Below are 16,358 nucleotides of genomic sequence, written 5' to 3'. Positions count from 1 at the left end.
TCTTCGGGATTCGTGTGCTCCACCTGGCACCGGGTCAACAAGCTACCGATGAGTAGCATTGACGAGGGGTTTTAGGACCGCGGAGACAGTACCGTGACCTGCGCCACTTAGGCTGTATGCGGCTGATTTCCGCTCCATGTGACTGATTAGAGTCCGATCCGACCCGCCTCCGACGACGGGCCGCCAACCAAGACGTTGTCACAACAACGCAGACGAGACGGTGAGTACATGGATCTCTTCGAATATCAGGCGAAGGAACTCTTCGTGAAGCACGGAGTGCCTTCGTCGGAGGGCCGCGTCACGGATTCCGCCGAGGACGCGCGGGCGATCGCCGAGGAAATCGGCAAGCCGGTAATGATCAAGTCGCAGGTCAAAGTCGGTGGCCGCGGCAAGGCCGGTGGCGTGAAGTACGCCGCCACCCCGGACGACGCCTTCACCCACGCCTCCAACATCCTGGGCCTGGACATCAAGGGCCACATCACCAAGAAGGTCCTGGTCGCCGAGGCCAAGGACATCGCGGCGGAGTACTACATCTCCTTCCTGCTGGATCGTTCCAACCGCACCTACCTGGCCATGTGCTCGGTCGAGGGCGGTATGGAGATCGAAGAGGTCGCGGCCACCAAGCCCGACCGTCTGGCCAAGGTTCCGGTCGACGCCGTCAAGGGCGTGGATCTGGCCTTCGCCCGCAGCATTGCCGAGCAGGGCCACCTGCCGGCCGACATCCTGGATGCCGCGGCGGTCACCATCCAGAAGCTGTGGGAAGTCTTCATCAAGGAAGACGCGACCCTGGTCGAGGTCAACCCGCTGGTGCGCACCCCCAACGACGAGATCCTGGCCCTCGACGGCAAGGTGACCCTGGACGAGAACGCCGAGTTCCGCCACCCCGACCACCTCGAGTTCGCGGACATCGACGCCACCGATCCGCTCGAGCTCAAGGCCAAGGAGAACGACCTCAACTACGTCAAGCTCGACGGCGAGGTCGGCATCATCGGCAACGGCGCGGGTCTGGTCATGTCGACCCTCGACGTCGTCGCCTACGCCGGTGAGAACCACGACGGCGTCAAGCCGGCCAACTTCCTCGACATCGGCGGCGGCGCCTCGGCGGCCGTCATGGCCGCCGGCCTGGACGTCATCCTGGGCGACTCCCAGGTCAAGTCCGTGTTCGTGAACGTCTTCGGCGGCATCACCGCCTGTGACGCGGTCGCGAACGGCATCGTCGGCGCGCTGCAGACCCTGGGCGACGCGGCCTCCAAGCCGCTGGTCGTCCGCCTCGACGGCAACAAGGTCGAGGAGGGTCGCAAGATCCTCGCCGACTTCAACCACCCGCTGGTGACCCTCGCTCAGACCATGGACGAAGGCGCCGACAAGGCCGCCGAGCTGGCCGCGGCCAAGTAAAGGACACGAACCAACATGTCTATCTTCCTGAACAAGGACAACAAGGTCATCGTCCAGGGCATCACCGGCGGCGAGGGCACCAAGCACACCGCGCTGATGCTGAAGGCCGGCACCAACGTGGTCGGCGGCGTCAACGCGCGCAAGGCGGGCACCACCGTCAAGCACGTCGACAAGGACGGCAACGAGGTCGAGCTGCCCGTGTTCGCGTCCGTGGCCGAGGCCATGGAGAAGACCGGCGCCGACACCTCCATCGCCTTCGTGCCCCCGGCCTTCTCGAAGGACGCCATCATCGAGGCCATCGACGCGGAGATCCCGCTGCTCGTGGTCATCACCGAGGGCATCCCGGTGCAGGACACCGCCTACGCGTGGGCCTACAACGTGGAGAAGGGCAACAAGACCCGCATCATCGGCCCGAACTGCCCCGGCATCATCACCCCGGGTGAGTCGCTGGTCGGCATCACCCCGGCCAACATCGCGGGCAAGGGCCCGATCGGCCTGGTCTCCAAGTCGGGCACCCTGACCTACCAGATGATGTACGAGCTGCGGGACTTCGGTTTCTCCACCGCCATCGGCATCGGCGGCGACCCGGTCATCGGCACCACCCACATCGACGCCATCGAGGCGTTCGAGAAGGACCCGGAGACCAAGCTCATCGTCATGATCGGCGAGATCGGCGGCGACGCCGAGGAGCGGGCCGCGGCCTACATCCAGGCCAACGTCACCAAGCCGGTCGTCGGCTACGTCGCGGGCTTCACCGCGCCGGAGGGCAAGACCATGGGCCACGCGGGCGCCATCGTGTCCGGCTCGGCCGGTACCGCCCAGGCCAAGAAGGACGCCCTCGAGGCCGCGGGCGTGAAGGTCGGCAAGACCCCGTCCGAGACCGCCGCCCTGGCGCGCGAGATCCTCGAAAAGGCTTCCATCAGCGCCTGATTGCGCTGCTGAAACGCTGATCACGAAGGCCGCCTGTCGAATTCGACAGGCGGCCTTCGTGCGTATTTCCCGGAACTTTTCGTTCGTTATTTCAGGTATTGCGGTAAGGCCACGGCTGGTGGTAGATGGTGCCCCCGACCGTCAAGTGCAGTAGCGTCGGTGGAGGTTCGTGAACGACTCGATAGGAGACGACGACATGTCATACCCGACCGGGGGCTCGGGATTCAACGCGCCCCAGCCGACGCCCTCCTCCGCATCCGGATACGGCTCGCAGCCCGCAGGCGCTCCCGCTGCCGGTTCGGGAACCTCTCCAGTCGCGGGGAAGGGACTGCCCTTCTTCCTCACCGTTGGAATCGCCGCGCTCGGCGTCATCAACTTCCTGCTGGGCTTCGCGCCCTACATCGGCACCAAGTCCGTCGAGATCGGCGGCACCCGGGTGGGCGGTGACACCAGCTTCAGCCTGTTCGAGAACGCGGGTTCGGCCGCGCTGGTGACCATTCTGCTGGTGGCCGGTCTGGTGGCGGGCCTGTCGCTGCTGCCCAAGCAGGCCGGCAATACCGCCGTGGTGGCGGCCGCCTCGCTGGCCGCGTTCCTCGGCATCCTGTTCAGCTCCTTCGACCTCGGCGACAGCGTCACGCTGAAGTGGGGTGGCTGGGTGATTCTGTTCCTGAGCTTCGTGCAGGCGGTGGTGGCCGTGCTGGCGCTGCTGTTCGAGCTCGGCATCGTCAAGGCTCCGGAGCCGAAACCGGCTGCGGCGCAGGGTGGTTACGGCCAGCCGCAGCAGCCGTTCAGCACCACCGGGCCGCAGTCATACCAGCAGCCTTCGTTCGGCCAGCAGGGCGGTTACGGCCAGCAGCCGCAGCAGCCCGGGTTCGGCCAGCAGGCCGGTCAGCAGTCCTACGGGCAGCAGCCGTCCTACGGTCAGCAGGGCGGGTACGGTCAGCAGCCCGCCGGGTACGGCACGGGTTCGCAGCCGACCTACGGTCAGCAGCCGCAGCAGCCGTACGGCCAGCAGCAGCCGGGCTACGGCCAGCAGCCGTCGTACGGTCAGCAGCCGGCGCAGCCCGCGGGCAGCTCGGACGCCACCCAGCACTTCGGCGGCCAGCAGGCGCAGCGCCCGGCGCAGCCCTTCGGCGGCGAACAGGCCGCGGATCCGGCGGCCGACGCCACCCGCGCCTTCCGTCCGGGCCAGGACGACAAGTAATTCGGTTCGTGGGAACGGCCCCCGGTGTGTCTGCCGGGGGCCGTTCTCTTTGCCCGCCCGCCGTTCTCACCCGGCGCGCCTGACCCCCCGGTTTCCGAGATGCTGCCACGCTGGTTGTCCATGAGTGCCCCGAAAGCTGCCCTGGCTCGCCTGAGCGACCCCGATCCACGGGAGTCGCCGCGGCCGCCGGTCCGGCGGCGGGGCGGGGGTTTCGGGTCGCTGACCCCCGAACGCGCCCGGGTGCTGATGCTGGTGGCCGCCCGGCCCTCGGCCATCACCATGCTGGTGATCTTCATCCTGGTGTACGGCACGCTGTTCGCGGCGGGCGGCGGGATGAGCGGTTCGTCGGGGGCGATCGCGGCGAGCTGGCTTGCGGTGCACCAGGTTCCGCTGGTGATCGGCAAGACGAGCATCGGGCTGTGGCCGCTCCTGCCGACCGCGATCATGCTGTGGCTGGTGGCCCGCGAGAGCGCGGAGGCGGCCGGACCCGATTGCGAGACAGAGGAATTGGGCTGGGTCGTCGGCGCGGCGGTCGGTGGGCCGCTGCTCATCACGGCGGTATGCCTGGCGGTCGCGGACGACGCCTCGGCGGTGGTGGCATTGCAGCCGCCCGACACCCTGGCTGCGTTCGGCTGGGTGCTGGGTCTCAGCGTGCTGGCGGCGGCCGTCGGGATCGGGTCCCAGCGCTGGCGCGATCTGGCCGATCTGCTGCCGATTCGCCTGCCGGACTGGGTGGTTCCCGGTTTCCGTGCGGGCATGACAGCCGTCGGCCGGCTGCTGGCGGTCGGGGCGGTCGCGACCGTCGCGTCCTTCCTGGTCCACTGGTCCCGCATCGGCGACACCTACCAAGCCGCCAACGGAAGTGTCTTCGGCGTACTGGGTTTGACGCTGCTCTCGCTGGCCTACCTGCCGAATGTGGCGGTCGACGCGGTGAGCGTGCTGGCGGGCGGGCAGGTGCGGATCGGGCCGGGATCGTTGAGCCTGTTCCGGATCGAGGGCGCGCCGGTGCCCGCGGTGCCGGTGACGGCGGCGGTGCCGTCGGGTCCCGTGGCGGTGTGGTGGCTGGCGCTGCTGGTGGTGCCCGCTGCCGCCGGGGCGCTCGCGGGCCTGGATTGTGCTCGTACGTCGCGGGATCGGGCGGCCGCGCCGTGGGCGACGCTGACCGCCGCCGGGGTCGCGGCCGTCGCGGTGGCGCTGCTCGGCGCGATGGCCGGGGGCGAGCTCGGGACGTTCGGCCGGATCGCGCCGACCCTGGTGACCGCGGCGCTGGTCTTCGTCTGGGTGGCCGTCGCCGGATACGTCGGCATGGTGGGCGCGCGGTGGTTCGGCGGTCCGGCGGTGCTCGCCCATGACGAGTACTACGACGACGAGGTCTACGCCGACGACGAGTACTACTACGAGGACGACGACTACTACGACGACGAATACGAGGACGAGGACGAGGACGACGAGACCGCGCGCGCCGCGACCGGAGGCTGGTACGACGAGTCCGATCTGGACGGCGCGCTGGAGGCCGAACTGGTCGAGGACCAGGACGAGGACGTCGCCGCGGCCGGTGTGAAATCCGTCGAGAACTCCGACATCGTGGACGCGGAAGTGGTAGAAGGCGACCTGCCGGACAAGTAGCAATCGGGCGATAGTTACTCTTTAGGCGGCGGATTCGCCCCGCCGTCCCTTCCCGCTCCGATACCCAGGGAGTAGTGCGCTGACGTCCACGCCCGCCCAGCTGCTGCCGCCGACCGCGCCCGCGACCGTTGTCGTGCTGGCCTCCGGCACCGGATCTCTGCTGCGTTCACTGCTCGAGGCGACCCGGACGCCGGGCTATCCGGCGCAGGTCGTCGCCGTCGGAGTGGATCGTGACTGCCCCGCCGTCGAGCACGCGGAGGCCTTCGACGTCTCCTCGTTCAAGGTCGCGCTGGGCGAGTTCGCGAACCGCGCCGAATGGGATGTCGCACTGACCGAGATCGTCGCCGCGTTCGAGCCCGATCTGGTGGTCTCCGCGGGCTTCATGAAGATCCTCGGGCCCACGTTCATGGACCGCTTCGGCGGTCGCATCATCAATACCCATCCCGCGCTGCTGCCCGCGTTCCCGGGCGCGCACGGGGTGCGGGACGCGCTCGCCTACGGCGTCCGGGTCACGGGTTCGACCGTGCACCTGGTCGATTCGGGTGTGGACACCGGGCCGATCCTCGCGCAGGAGGCGGTCACCGTGCTGCCCGACGACGACGAGGACAGCCTGCACGAGCGCATCAAGGTCGTGGAGCGGCGGTTGCTGGCGGAGGTCGTCGCCGCCGTCGCTACCCGAGGCATTGTCTCCGATGGACGAAAGGCAGTTATCCCAGATGAGCGAGTTCTCCGGTGAGTGAACGCAAGCCGATCAAGCGGGCCCTCGTAAGCGTCTACGACAAGACCGGTCTGATCGAACTGGCCCAAGGCCTGCATCAGGCGGGCGTGGAGCTGGTCTCGACCGGATCCACCGCCAACAAGATCGCCGAGGCCGGCATCCCGGTCACCAAGGTCGAGGACCTGACCGGTTTCCCGGAGACCCTCGACGGTCGCGTCAAGACCCTGCACCCGCGCGTGCACGCCGGCATCCTGGCCGACACCCGCAAGGAGGAGCACGTCGACCAGCTCGTCGAGCTCGGGGTCGAGGCGTTCCAGCTCGTCGTGGTGAACCTGTACCCGTTCACCCAGACCGTCGCCTCGGGTGCGAGCGTCGACGAGTGCGTGGAGCAGATCGACATCGGCGGGCCGTCCATGGTGCGCGCCGCCGCCAAGAACCACCCGTCGGTCGCGGTGGTCGTGAACACCGGCGACTATGCCGAGGTGATCGCGGCCGTGCAGCAGGGCGGTTTCACCCTGCCGCAGCGGACCGCGTTGGCCGCCAAGGCCTTCCAGCACACCGCCACCTACGATGTGGCCGTCGCCAGCTGGATGACCAGCGTCGCCGTCCCGGCCGTCGCTCCGGAAACCGAAGCGGCGGACAAGTTCCCGGCGTGGATCGGCGCGACCTGGAACCGCGAGAACGTGCTGCGCTACGGCGAGAACCCGCACCAGGGCGCGGCGCTCTACGTCAACGAGGCCGGTCCGGCCGGGCTGGCGCAGGCGAAGCAGTTGCACGGCAAGGAGATGTCGTACAACAACTACACCGACGCCGATGCCGCCTGGCGCGCCGCCTACGACTTCGACGAGCCGGCGGTGGCGGTCATCAAGCACGCCAACCCGTGCGGCATCGCGGTCGGCGCGGATATCGCCGAGGCGCACCGCAAGGCACACGGCCACCGACCCGGTCTCCGCGTACGGCGGCGTGATCGCGGCCAACCGTGAGGTCTCCGTCGAGATGGCCGAGCAGGTCGCCGACATCTTCACCGAGGTCATCGTGGCCCCGGGCTACGCCAACGGCGCGGTGGAAGTGCTGCAGCGCAAGAAGAATGTCCGCGTGCTGGTGGCCCAGCCCGCCCAGCGCAAGGGCGCGGAGCTGCGCCCGGTCAGCGGCGGCGTGCTGCTGCAGGACCGCGACATCCTCGACGCCGATGGCGACAGCGCCGCCAACTGGACCCTCGCCGCCGGTGAGGCCGCTGACGAGGCCACCCTGCGCGATCTCGAATTCGCCTGGCGCGCTTGCCGGGCCGTGAAGTCGAACGCCATCCTGCTGGCCGACGAGGGCGCGGCCGTGGGTGTCGGCATGGGCCAGGTCAACCGGGTCGACTCCTGCAAGCTGGCGGTGGAGCGGGCCGGGGATCGGGCCAAGGGCTCGGTGGCCGCGTCCGACGCGTTCTTCCCGTTCTCGGACGGTCCGCAGATCCTGGTCGCCGCGGGCGTGCGCGCCATCGTGCATCCGGGCGGTTCGATCCGCGACAAGGACACCATCGACCTGTGCCGCGAGGCCGGGGTCACGCTGTACCTGACGGGGTCGCGCCACTTCGCTCACTGAGCAAGGTCACAGCTCACTGAGCAAGCGGCACAACGTCATTCACGAAGGGTGCGGATCGCGACGGCGATCCGCACCCTTCGTGCATCGCGATATCTATTTGGCGCTCAGTACTTTTCGATCACCCAGCGGGGCCTTCAACGGGATCTCCAGCGTGCCGAATACGGCGATCATGGTGCACATCTTGCCGACCGCGGTGGGCAGCGTGCCGGACTTCAGATCCACGGTGACGCTGGACGAGGTCTCGGTGACGGTGGCGTCGATGCCGTAGCACTCCGGCGAGCCGGTCTGGAAGTTCACCGCGATCTTGTCGGGGGCCAGCCGGGTCCAGCTGTCGAACGAGATGCTGTGCGGGCTGACGATGGTGGGGTCGGCCGTGAAGGGCCGCCCGAATTGTCCGTTGGGTGCCTCGGTGGGCGTGCTGGTCGCGCTGCTGGCGGTGCTGGATTTCGCTTGGCCGCCAGTGTCTTTCGAGTCGCCGCACCCCGTCACGGCGAGCCCGATCGATGCGGCCGCGGCGGCAGCGATCAGGCGGCGTCCCCTTGTCCCGGTCATGGCTGACACCCTAACGGCAGGGACCGGTCGGATGGTTCCGCGCGCGCGATCCCTTACTTTGGCGAATTTCTGGCGACGACACGCCGAAATCTTCGCAGACCCGGCGCGTATCCCTGCGCTGACCGGTGCAACGTGAGTAATCTCGATTCAGATGCGCCAATGCACTTCCGTGCCATCGCCTTACCTATGATCACCATCTCCCGAAAGGACACACCGTGGGCGACACATTGAGGGTCGGAGAAGAACTCAAGGCTGGGGAGTCGCTGACGGGTGGTGCCTACACCCTCGCGCTGCAACCCGATGGCAATCTGGTGCTCTCGGAGCCGGATGGCAACGTCGTGTGGTCGACCCTGACCCACGGCCAGGGCGTCGAGCGGCTGGCCCTGCAAGACGACGGCAACCTCGTGCTCTACAAGGGTGACGGCGCCGCCTGGTCCACCGAGACCAACGGCAAGGACGCGGACCGTCTGGTCGTCCAGGCCGACCGCAATGTCGTGCTGTACGGCAAGGACGGCAGCGCGCTGTGGTCCTCCGAGACCAACACCGACAACCCGCTGCCCGCACCGGAGCCGGTCCAGACCGAGGCCGCCGCGGTCGTCGAGGACGTGCCCCCGCCGCCGCCGGCCGCCCAGACCTACACCGTCGAGCCGGGTGACACCCTGTGGGCGATCGCCGAGCGCTTCTACGGCGACGGCAACCGCTACCAGGAGATCGCCAACGCCTCCGGCATCGACAACCCGGATGCCATCAACCCGGGCCAGGTCCTGACCATCCCGTAAGGCGCAGCTTCGCTACGCATGCGAGAAATGAAGCCCCCGAGTGCAAAAGCACTCGGGGGCTTCATGTTTGGGTGGGTGGGTAGCGCTCCGCCACTGTCGGGGTTTCAGGGGGAACCCCTGAGAGCTACGAGAGTTGTTTCAACTCTAGGTATTTCGCCCGGCGAAAGTGTGTGAGCTACCGGCTCGTGAACGGAAGCAGTGCCATCTCACGGGCGTTCTTCACCGCCACCGCCACCTGGCGCTGCTGCTGCGGGGTCAGGCCCGTCACGCGACGCGAGCGGATCTTGCCGCGGTCGGAGATGAACGTGCGCAGCAGGTTCACGTCCTTGTAGTCGACGGTCTCGATGCCCGCGGCGATCAGGGGGTTCTTCTTCGGGCGACGGGCCTGCTCGGCACGGACCTTCTTCGACGGTGCTCGCTTCACTGCCATGTCAGCGTTCCTCACTCACGAATCGTGGATGCTTACCAACTCGATTTGTGCACACCGGGCAGTTCACCTCGATGGGCCATCGCGCGTACTCGCACACGCGAGAGACCGAACTTTCGGAGATGACCACGCGGGCGTCCGTCCGCGGCGTCCCGATTGCGCAATCGTACCGGACTGGCATCGCGCGGCAGCTTGGCCAAGGCGGTCTGCGCGGCCGCCCGATCGGTGTCGCTGCTGGTCGTTTTGCGGATGATCTCCTTCAGTTCCGCTCGCCGTTCGGCGTAGCGGGCGACGATCAGTTTGCGCTCTTCGTTCTTGACGATCTTCGACTTCTTCGCCATATCGTTGCTCCTCCCGGAGGGGTCAGCGGTCCTCGCGGAAGTCGACGTGCTTGCGGGCGACCGGGTCGTACTTCTTCAGGACCATCCGGTCGGGATCGTTGCGCCGGTTCTTGCGGGTGACGTAGGTGTAGCCGGTCCCGGCCGTGGACTTCAGCTTGATGACGGGCCGGATGTCGGTCGATTTCGAGGCCATCTTCTTCCCTTTCAGATCTTCTCGCCGCGCGCCCGCAGGCGAGTGACGACCGCTTCGATGCCGTCGCGGTCGATGGTCTTGATGCCCTTGGCCGAGACGGTCAGCGTGATCCGCCGGTCCTCGCTGGGCAGGTAGTAGGTCTTGCGCTGGATATTGGGGTTCCAACGCCGGTTGGTCCGCTTGTGCGAGTGCGATACGGACTTGCCGAAGCCCGGCTTTCGACCGGTGACCTGGCAGATGGCCGACATGGGCACTCCCTTCCGGGTGGTGGACGTTACTGATAATCGTTTTCGACAACGAAGTTATTCCAAGGTACATTGACTCGTCGGTAATTGAAAATCATTGTCGAAAGGGGGACCGGTGCCGTCCCAACGCAAGCCCGTGCTCGTACTCGCGGGGCTCCCCGGCCGCGCCGCCGACGGTGTGGATCGGGCCGCCCGCCTGCTCGGGTCCGAGCCCGGCACGGTGGTGGTCCGCCACGATCTGAGCGAACTGCGCGAGGGCGTGGTGCGCCGCACCGTCCGCCTCGACGGCCGCGAGGACATCTCGGTGCTGGAACTCGCGCACGGCTGTGTCTCCTGCACGCTGCGCGCCGACCTGCTGCCGTTCCTGTGCCTGCTGGCCGAGCGGGATTCGGTGCGCCGCATCGTGCTCGCGCTGGATCCGGCCTTCGAGGCGGAAGCGGTGTGCCAGGCCATCAATGACGTGGTGGTGACCGGGGTCGTGGGCCGCGTGGACGGCCCGGCCGGGCGTAGCGTGCGCGTGGAGACCGTGCTCACCTGCGTCGACAGCCGGGACTGGCTGGCCGACGCCACCGGCGACGAGACCCTCGCCGAGCGCGGCCACGCCACCGCCGAAGATGAGCGGACCGTGGCCCAGCTGGCCGTCGGTCAGGTCGAATTCGCCGATGCCCTGGTGGTTTTCGACGGCGGAGCCGATCCGGTCGAGCGCGAGCGCACCAATGCCGTGCTGGTGCGGCTGACCCCGCGCGCCCCCATCAGCTGGGTCGCCGCGCCCGAGGTGCTCGACACCGAGGACCTGACCTGGCTGCTGCGCCGGGTGCCCGCCGATGCCCGCCGCGGCGCGGCCTTCGATCCGCACGCCCCGCTGCTGGGCGGTCAGCCGCCGCTGGAGCCGGATTGCGGTGTGGCACTGGTGGAATTCGCCACCGACCGCCCCTTCCATCCGGATCGATTGCACTCGGCCATCGACGTGCTGCTCGACGGCGTGGTGAGCGCGCGGGGCCGGGTCTGGCTGGCCACCCAGCCCGACGAGGTGGTGTGGCTGGAGTCCGCGGGCGGCGGCCTCCGTGTCGGCGGCGCGGGAAAGTGGCTGGCGGCCATGACATCCCGGGAACTCGACGAGGTCGATCCGGAGCGCCGCACGCTGGCCTCGCTGCGCTGGCACGAGGAGTTCGGGGACCGGCACTCCTCACTGGTGATCCTGGTCGCCGATGCCGACGCCGACGAGATCCGCCACGCGCTGCACTGGGCGCTGGTCGACGAGGACGAACTGCGGCAGGTGCGTTTCGCGCCGGAGCGGGTGGCGCTGTGGGCGGACCCGTTCGGCGATCAGCACGAAGAACCGTGCGACACCACCCGATCCACGCCCGTCGCCGGCGACGGCGCTACCCGAAACAACGAAAGGTGAAGTGATGAGAGAGGGAATCCATCCCGATTACCATCCGGTGGTCTTCCAGGATGTGAGCACCGGAAAGTGCTTCCTGACCCGATCCACCGCGGTGTCCACCCGGACCATCGAATGGGAGGACGGCAATACCTATCCGCTGCTGGTCGTCGATGTGACCTCGGATTCGCATCCGTTCTGGACCGGCAATCAGCGCGTGCTCGATACCGCGGGCCGGGTCGAGAAGTTCGAGCGCCGTTACGGCAAACGCGTTCGCGGCGGACACAATTCGCCTACCAATAAGGAGAACTGACAATGGCCGTACCCAAGCGCAGAATGTCGCGGGCCAATACCCACGCCCGGCGCTCGCAATGGAAGGCGACGCCGCCGGATCTGATTCCGGTGAAGGTCGGGGGAGTCGAGTACCGGATTCCGCGCCGGCTCGCGCGGGCGGTGGAGCGCGGCCTGATCGATCCGGGGAAGATCTGACCGATCAGGCCGCCGAACCTCAGCCTTCCTTGGTCGCCAGGTCCACGAGGGTGGCGGCGAGGCGGAAGTACTTGTTCTTGCCGAGATCGGCAATGGTTTTCACGCCGAGCGCCTCGAGCAGCTGGGCGTCGTGCTTCTCGGTCAATCCGGCGAGCGCCGACGGCGGCGCGGCCAGGATGTCGTCGAGGGACTTCGTTTCGTATGCCTTGTCGAGAGCTTTGTCGAGAACCACGCTGACGGCCACGGGGGCCTCCTTCGTCTGGAACTGAGCAAGAGATCGGACGACGCCGACAATAGCCCCGAAGTTGCTGTCCCACCAGAGATCTGCTCGAGTGTTGCGGACACGTGAATCGGCCGTCCGATTGTTTCGGGAGTGCGAAAAAGTCTTCCTAAAGTTGTGAACTCGTGGCCTGGCGACGGTATCCTCGTGCCTTGAGGGCGGGTTCTTCTGATCACAGAAGAACCCGCTCATCGCCACTTCAGGGCCAGTTCAGCGGGTGTTCGGCCGCCATACGCGGACTCTTCGGCCGGCATTCACACTCCGGATAAAATCCGACAAATCGACCAATTCAGTTGCTGGATGGCGGATTCGGCGCGCCCGCAACCGGAGCTTGTCCAGTTTCTACCGACTCGTCCGAATGGCCGTCGGGTCCGGTGCCCCAACCGGGTAATGGCACACCCGGCAGCAACTGTTCCAGCCGGGCCAGCTGATCGGCGAACGCGGTGGCCGGTCCCTCCACGAGCGAGAAGGGGAACGGCCAGTGCCGCCCGCCGCTCAGCCGGTCCACCTCGGCCTTCAGCTCGGCGGTCGTGGCCTCCAGATCGCTGATCTCGGTGCGCAGTTCGTCGATCTCGGCGAGCGCGGCCGCCAGCCCATCCACCACCGTCCGATCGTGGCCCTGTGCGTCCTTGCCCAATTGCGGCCAGCCGTTGAGGCCGGGGCCGCGCAACTGGGTCTGGATATCGCGCAACACTTGGTCCTGTTCGGGGGTCAAGTCCGGTTCCTCCGTTTCTACGTCCCATTGGCCGAAATCGGCTCGGTCGGTTTGGTTCACATCGCATTCCACGCCGTCGACCACGACCTGCTCGCCGGTCTGATAGATCGAGATGCGCGGATCGATATTCCCGCCGGACCAGGCCACCGTCTGCCACGCCCAGCTGGCCGTGCCCGTGTCCAGCGCCCGGCTCACCGGCCAGAAGCCGCCGTAGATACCGACATTCGCGCGCCCGATGACGCTGGCCGCCCCGTCCAGGTACTCGTTGATCGGCACCTGCTGCTGAGGGGTGGCGTCGAAATCGGCGGAGAAGTAGATGGGCCGATCCGCCCGTCCGCCGCAGCGCAGCACCCGGGCCAGCGCCGCGCGCGCGTCGGTGACGCCCGCGCCGTAGCCGTCGAGCATGCGCGCGGCCGTGGTCTCCCAGTTCGAAACAATCGAAATGCCCTGTGCGCGCAGGTCGTCCGCTTCGGCCGGAGTGAGCAGTTTGCCCGGGAGGGTGGGACCGCCGTCGGACAGATACCGGACGACGAAGTCGTACCCGGCGGCTTTGATGGCACTGGGGGCGGGCCTACCTGCGGCGTAATCCAGCCCGAAACGCATGCCTCTCACTGTAATTCGCGAGGTGGGCCCAATGTGCCGCTCTGACCGTTTTGCCCGCCGGAAGGTGACGCGCCGCGAACCGTCGCGGTGATCGTTCGAGAGTGGTTGACTGGGAGGCAATTTGTGATGTGCGTCACTGGTTTTTCAGAAACGGAGAAGATCGATGCCTGTACGCAACGAGGCGTGGCCGCCCGGCACACCGTGCTGGGTCGACTGCCAGGTCGACGATCCGGTGAAGGCCGGGGAGTTCTATTCCGCGCTGTTCGGCTGGACCATGCAGGGCGGTGGGGAGGACGCCGGGGGCTATCTGATGGGGCTACGGGACGGGCAGGCGGTGGCCGGGATCGGGCCCAAACCGGAGGTGGGGGTGCCGTCGGTGTGGACCACGTATTTCGCGGTGGCCGATGCCGACAAGAGCGCCGAACAGGTGACCGCGGCGGGCGGCAGCCTGCTGGTGCCCGCCTTCGACGTGATGGAATTCGGCCGCATGTTCGTGGCCGCGGATGCCTCGGGCGCGCCCTTCGCGGTGTGGGAGGCGCGGGCGCACGACGGCGCGGCGGTCTACAACGAGCACGGCTCCTACGTCTGGAACGACTTGCACACCGGCGATTTCGAGGCGGCCAAGAGCTTCTACGGCGATGTCTTCGGCTTCACCTTCACCGAATTCGACGACGAGGCCATGCGATACGCCACCTTCACCCCGCCCGGCGGGACCGACGCGGTGGGCGGCATCAATGACGACAGCGTCAACGGCGTGGCCGCCGAGGTGCCCTACTGGCTGACCTGGTTCCAGTTCGAGGGCATCGACTCCGGCATCGCGCACGCGGTGGAATTGGGTGCGACCGTGCTCATGTCGGCCACCGACGGGCCGTTCGGCCGGATGGCCATCATGGCCGCGCCGCAGGGCGAACTGTTCGGCCTGCTCGATCCGACCACCACGGCGGAGACGCCGACGGCCGACTGAGACAGACGGCTTCGTCATCCCGGCGTGTTCTTGGCCGGGATCCACCGTCATGCAGTGGATTCCGGCCAAAAGCACGCCGGAATGACGAGAGCGGCAGGCGGTTCAGCGCACCGCCGCCATGGGCGCCCGCGCCTCGCGGCGGTCCGGCGCGACCAGGATGGCCGTGATCGGAATCGCCAGCGACAGCGTGCCGATGATGAAGAACGGCACGAAGAAGTTGAACAGCACATTGCCCTGCGGCGTGGACTTGGACGGGTCCACGTGCACCTGCAGCCCGGTCAGCCCGGCGTAGTGCATGCCGGTCACCAGGATCGCGTACACCACCGCGCCGAGCAGCACCAGCGGCACCGACGACACCCAGAGGCTGAACCACAGGGTCAGCGCCGAGAGCACGAAGGCGATCACGTACACCGCGACCGTGGCCACCAGGCTGGTGTCCACCGTGCCCTGGATGCGAATCGCCTTCAGCAGCAACAGGTGCACGTCGCCGAAGCCGAAGGCCATCACGGCCGCCGCGATCAGCAGCCGCCACCAGACCAGCCGCTTGCCGTTGATGAGCATGGCGATGAACACCGTCGCCGCGGCCAGCACCGAGAACAGCGTGATCGACACATTGTCGTAGCGCAGCTGGGTGCCCTTGATGTCGAAACCCAGCATGGACACGAAGATCGGCATGGCGACGCCGACGCCGCCGATGGAGACCGCGGCCACGAACTGCCACACCAGCCGGAAGCGCTGGGTCACCGACTTGGTGGACTGGCGAATGCATGCCAGCCCACAGGCGGCCCCCGCGAAGGACACGATCAGTGCCAGCGCGATGACCCAGTAGCCCATCGAGAAATAGATCATCCGGTGATTCCCCCTACCTAACCGCGAGCGGCGTTTTCGCGTTGCGCCGCCATCAGCCTTTCGATCGCGTACTCGGTGACCGCGGCCAAAGAGCGGCGCACCTCGGCCGGGTCCCGCGCGTCGATGTCGACGATCGGCACGCCCTCGCGCACGCTGAGCGCCTCGCGCAGTTCGGTGACCGGGAAGCGGGGCGCGTCCGGGAAGCGGTTGACCGCGATCAGGAACGGCAGCGATTTGGCCTCGAAGAAGTCGACGGCCGCGAAGCTGTCCTCGATGCGGCGGGTGTCGACCAGCACCACCGCGCCGATGGCGCCCTTGATGAGGTCGTCCCACATGAACCAGAACCGCCGCTGCCCGGGCGTGCCGAACAGGTACAGCACCAGGTTGCCGGGCAGGATGATGCGCCCGAAATCCATGGCCACCGTGGTGGTTTCCTTACCGGGCGTGGCGGCGAGGTCGTCGACCCCGTCCGAGTAGCCGGTCACCATGGCCTCGGTGCGCAGCGGCACGATCTCCGAGACCGCGCCCACGAAAGTGGTCTTGCCCGCGCCGAATCCGCCCGCTACGACGATCTTGGTCGAGGCGGTGCGGGCCTCCTCGCCCGGTCGCGGCGGGTACTGCAGGGCCGGGTTGGGGAACTGCCCGGTCGTGTACGCGGGGGCCCCGTGCGGGCCACCGGGGTACCCTGCGCCATCAAAGGGCGCGGAGTCCATGCAGGGTCCTCTCCATCAGGGAGCGACGCTCGTCGAAGGTGGCCTGATCGCTCAAAGTCGAATGCACGCGCAGCGTTCCGGCGACGACGAGATCGCCGATCACGACCCGGACCATGCCCAGTGGCCGTCCCAGGTGCGCGGCGATCTCCGCGACCGAGAGCCGGGCGGTGCCCAGGCGCAGGATCTCGGTGCGCACGTCACCCGCGGGCCAATCGAAATGGGCGGTGTAGGACAGGGTTTCGACGACCGCCTCGAGCGGCAGTTCGACCGCGGGTTCGGTGCGGCCGGAGGTCAGCGCGTAGGGACGAACACGTGTGGTCGGTGGCCGATTGCCGCCACCGCCAAGGGGATTGGTCATCGGCGG

General features: G+C 67.7%; 20 protein-coding genes and 1 pseudogene. 11 read left to right on the top strand and 10 right to left on the bottom strand.

Features of this window, described 5'->3' with window-relative positions:
• Window positions 1-228: 228 nt before the first annotated feature.
• The 6 genes and pseudogenes from sucC (at window position 229) to purH (ending at window position 7,463) form a co-directional block, all read left to right on the top strand.
• Complete coding sequence (sucC, locus tag ON43_RS29755) at window positions 229-1,395, top strand: ADP-forming succinate--CoA ligase subunit beta (protein WP_040812808.1); 1,167 nt, start codon at window positions 229-231, stop codon at window positions 1,393-1,395.
• A gap of 15 nt (window positions 1,396-1,410) precedes the next feature.
• Entirely contained in the window at window positions 1,411-2,325 is a 915-nt protein-coding gene (gene sucD / locus ON43_RS29750) for a succinate--CoA ligase subunit alpha (protein ID WP_040812807.1), read from the top strand.
• 196 nt (window positions 2,326-2,521) lie between these two features.
• Complete coding sequence (locus tag ON43_RS29745; protein ID WP_040812805.1) at window positions 2,522-3,529, top strand: DUF5336 domain-containing protein; 1,008 nt, start codon at window positions 2,522-2,524, stop codon at window positions 3,527-3,529.
• Between the two features lie 120 nt (window positions 3,530-3,649).
• Entirely contained in the window at window positions 3,650-5,155 is a 1,506-nt protein-coding gene (locus tag ON43_RS45110; RefSeq protein ID WP_040812803.1) for a cell division protein PerM, read from the top strand.
• A 79-nt stretch (window positions 5,156-5,234) separates the two neighbouring features.
• Window positions 5,235-5,891, top strand: a complete 657-nt coding sequence (gene purN / locus ON43_RS29735) for a phosphoribosylglycinamide formyltransferase (RefSeq protein ID WP_063712652.1) — start codon at window positions 5,235-5,237, stop codon at window positions 5,889-5,891.
• Window positions 5,888-7,463 (top strand): annotated as a pseudogene (gene purH, locus ON43_RS29730) (bifunctional phosphoribosylaminoimidazolecarboxamide formyltransferase/IMP cyclohydrolase). The gene purN and the pseudogene purH overlap by 4 nt, the downstream one beginning before the upstream one ends.
• Window positions 7,464-7,556: 93 nt before the next feature.
• Here the strand turns inward: purH and ON43_RS29725 are convergent.
• On the bottom strand, window positions 7,557-8,015 hold the full coding sequence (locus tag ON43_RS29725) for a hypothetical protein (RefSeq protein ID WP_040812801.1): 459 nt from the start codon (window positions 8,013-8,015) through the stop codon (window positions 7,557-7,559).
• 215 nt (window positions 8,016-8,230) lie between these two features.
• On the opposite strand from ON43_RS29725, the gene ON43_RS29720 reads away from it, so the two are divergent.
• Window positions 8,231-8,794, top strand: coding sequence for a LysM peptidoglycan-binding domain-containing protein (locus tag ON43_RS29720; RefSeq protein ID WP_040812800.1), 564 nt, complete (start codon window positions 8,231-8,233; stop codon window positions 8,792-8,794).
• Window positions 8,795-8,969: 175 nt separating this feature from the next.
• On the opposite strand, the gene rpsR is transcribed toward ON43_RS29720, so the two are convergent.
• Genes rpsR through rpmB form a run of 4 tightly spaced genes read right to left on the bottom strand, consistent with a single transcriptional unit; the run spans window position 8,970 to window position 10,003 of the window.
• Window positions 8,970-9,224: a 30S ribosomal protein S18 gene (rpsR, locus tag ON43_RS29715; protein ID WP_011211513.1), complete on the bottom strand. Its 255-nt coding sequence runs from the start codon at window positions 9,222-9,224 to the stop codon at window positions 8,970-8,972.
• A 32-nt stretch (window positions 9,225-9,256) separates the two neighbouring features.
• Complete coding sequence (gene rpsN, locus ON43_RS29710) at window positions 9,257-9,562, bottom strand: 30S ribosomal protein S14 (protein ID WP_040812799.1); 306 nt, start codon at window positions 9,560-9,562, stop codon at window positions 9,257-9,259.
• 22 nt (window positions 9,563-9,584) lie between these two features.
• Complete coding sequence (gene rpmG / locus ON43_RS29705) at window positions 9,585-9,755, bottom strand: 50S ribosomal protein L33 (RefSeq protein WP_040812798.1); 171 nt, start codon at window positions 9,753-9,755, stop codon at window positions 9,585-9,587.
• Window positions 9,756-9,766: 11 nt separating this feature from the next.
• Window positions 9,767-10,003 (bottom strand): 50S ribosomal protein L28, encoded by a 237-nt coding sequence (rpmB, locus tag ON43_RS29700; protein ID WP_040812952.1) that lies wholly within the window; start codon window positions 10,001-10,003, stop codon window positions 9,767-9,769.
• Window positions 10,004-10,115: 112 nt separating this feature from the next.
• Between rpmB and mrf the strand changes: the two genes are divergently transcribed.
• From mrf to rpmF, 3 genes are read left to right on the top strand one after another with little or no spacing between them, the layout of a single operon-like run.
• Window positions 10,116-11,405, top strand: a complete 1,290-nt coding sequence (mrf, locus tag ON43_RS29695) for a ribosome hibernation factor-recruiting GTPase MRF (RefSeq protein ID WP_040812797.1) — start codon at window positions 10,116-10,118, stop codon at window positions 11,403-11,405.
• A gap of 4 nt (window positions 11,406-11,409) precedes the next feature.
• On the top strand, window positions 11,410-11,694 hold the full coding sequence (locus tag ON43_RS29690) for a type B 50S ribosomal protein L31 (protein ID WP_040812949.1): 285 nt from the start codon (window positions 11,410-11,412) through the stop codon (window positions 11,692-11,694).
• A gap of 2 nt (window positions 11,695-11,696) precedes the next feature.
• Window positions 11,697-11,870 (top strand): 50S ribosomal protein L32, encoded by a 174-nt coding sequence (gene rpmF / locus ON43_RS29685; RefSeq protein WP_040812796.1) that lies wholly within the window; start codon window positions 11,697-11,699, stop codon window positions 11,868-11,870.
• A gap of 19 nt (window positions 11,871-11,889) precedes the next feature.
• Here rpmF and ON43_RS29680 read toward each other — a convergent pair whose 3' ends face one another.
• Together ON43_RS29680 and ON43_RS29675 are read right to left on the bottom strand one after the other, a co-directional pair.
• On the bottom strand, window positions 11,890-12,114 hold the full coding sequence (locus tag ON43_RS29680) for a hypothetical protein (RefSeq protein ID WP_040812795.1): 225 nt from the start codon (window positions 12,112-12,114) through the stop codon (window positions 11,890-11,892).
• Window positions 12,115-12,439: 325 nt separating this feature from the next.
• Window positions 12,440-13,468 carry a DUF1906 domain-containing protein gene (locus ON43_RS29675; protein ID WP_051179429.1) on the bottom strand — a complete coding sequence of 343 codons (1,029 nt, stop codon included), beginning with the start codon at window positions 13,466-13,468 and terminating at the stop codon, window positions 12,440-12,442.
• Window positions 13,469-13,631: 163 nt separating this feature from the next.
• Here ON43_RS29675 and ON43_RS29670 point away from each other — a divergent pair, with 163 nt between their 5' ends.
• On the top strand, window positions 13,632-14,432 hold the full coding sequence (locus tag ON43_RS29670; RefSeq protein ID WP_040812794.1) for a VOC family protein: 801 nt from the start codon (window positions 13,632-13,634) through the stop codon (window positions 14,430-14,432).
• Between the two features lie 102 nt (window positions 14,433-14,534).
• On the opposite strand, the gene ON43_RS29665 is transcribed toward ON43_RS29670, so the two are convergent.
• Genes ON43_RS29665 through ON43_RS29655 form a run of 3 tightly spaced genes read right to left on the bottom strand, consistent with a single transcriptional unit; the run spans window position 14,535 to window position 16,352 of the window.
• Complete coding sequence (locus ON43_RS29665) at window positions 14,535-15,281, bottom strand: MHYT domain-containing protein (RefSeq protein WP_040812793.1); 747 nt, start codon at window positions 15,279-15,281, stop codon at window positions 14,535-14,537.
• Window positions 15,282-15,298: 17 nt separating this feature from the next.
• Complete coding sequence (locus ON43_RS29660) at window positions 15,299-15,994, bottom strand: GTP-binding protein (protein ID WP_083913824.1); 696 nt, start codon at window positions 15,992-15,994, stop codon at window positions 15,299-15,301.
• Complete coding sequence (locus ON43_RS29655) at window positions 15,975-16,352, bottom strand: DUF742 domain-containing protein (protein WP_040812792.1); 378 nt, start codon at window positions 16,350-16,352, stop codon at window positions 15,975-15,977. Before ON43_RS29655 ends, ON43_RS29660 begins: the two co-directional genes overlap by 20 nt.
• Window positions 16,353-16,358: the final 6 nt, after the last annotated feature.

Source organism: Nocardia concava NBRC 100430 (assembly GCF_000308815.1).
Taxonomy (GTDB): domain Bacteria; phylum Actinomycetota; class Actinomycetes; order Mycobacteriales; family Mycobacteriaceae; genus Nocardia; species Nocardia concava.
Note: the sequence above shows the minus strand (reverse complement) of the source record. Positions and strands in the feature narration are given on the sequence as shown.

What these genes read in the sequence shown, in the direction of transcription:
- sucC (WP_040812808.1), top strand. Translation starts at nt 229, where the DNA reads ATGGATCTCTTCGAATATCAGGCGAAGGAACTCTTCGTGAAGCACGGA.
- sucD (WP_040812807.1), top strand. Translation starts at nt 1,411, where the DNA reads ATGTCTATCTTCCTGAACAAGGACAACAAGGTCATCGTCCAGGGCATC.
- ON43_RS29745 (WP_040812805.1), top strand. Translation starts at nt 2,522, where the DNA reads ATGTCATACCCGACCGGGGGCTCGGGATTCAACGCGCCCCAGCCGACG.
- ON43_RS45110 (WP_040812803.1), top strand. Translation starts at nt 3,650, where the DNA reads ATGAGTGCCCCGAAAGCTGCCCTGGCTCGCCTGAGCGACCCCGATCCA.
- ON43_RS29725 (WP_040812801.1), bottom strand. Translation starts at nt 8,015, where the DNA reads ATGACCGGGACAAGGGGACGCCGCCTGATCGCTGCCGCCGCGGCCGCA.
- rpsR (WP_011211513.1), bottom strand. Translation starts at nt 9,224, where the DNA reads ATGGCAGTGAAGCGAGCACCGTCGAAGAAGGTCCGTGCCGAGCAGGCC.
- rpsN (WP_040812799.1), bottom strand. Translation starts at nt 9,562, where the DNA reads ATGGCGAAGAAGTCGAAGATCGTCAAGAACGAAGAGCGCAAACTGATC.
- rpmG (WP_040812798.1), bottom strand. Translation starts at nt 9,755, where the DNA reads ATGGCCTCGAAATCGACCGACATCCGGCCCGTCATCAAGCTGAAGTCC.
- rpmB (WP_040812952.1), bottom strand. Translation starts at nt 10,003, where the DNA reads ATGTCGGCCATCTGCCAGGTCACCGGTCGAAAGCCGGGCTTCGGCAAG.
- ON43_RS29690 (WP_040812949.1), top strand. Translation starts at nt 11,410, where the DNA reads ATGAGAGAGGGAATCCATCCCGATTACCATCCGGTGGTCTTCCAGGAT.
- rpmF (WP_040812796.1), top strand. Translation starts at nt 11,697, where the DNA reads ATGGCCGTACCCAAGCGCAGAATGTCGCGGGCCAATACCCACGCCCGG.
- ON43_RS29675 (WP_051179429.1), bottom strand. Translation starts at nt 13,468, where the DNA reads ATGCGTTTCGGGCTGGATTACGCCGCAGGTAGGCCCGCCCCCAGTGCC.
- ON43_RS29670 (WP_040812794.1), top strand. Translation starts at nt 13,632, where the DNA reads ATGCCTGTACGCAACGAGGCGTGGCCGCCCGGCACACCGTGCTGGGTC.
- ON43_RS29665 (WP_040812793.1), bottom strand. Translation starts at nt 15,281, where the DNA reads ATGATCTATTTCTCGATGGGCTACTGGGTCATCGCGCTGGCACTGATC.
- ON43_RS29660 (WP_083913824.1), bottom strand. Translation starts at nt 15,994, where the DNA reads ATGGACTCCGCGCCCTTTGATGGCGCAGGGTACCCCGGTGGCCCGCAC.
- ON43_RS29655 (WP_040812792.1), bottom strand. Translation starts at nt 16,352, where the DNA reads ATGACCAATCCCCTTGGCGGTGGCGGCAATCGGCCACCGACCACACGT.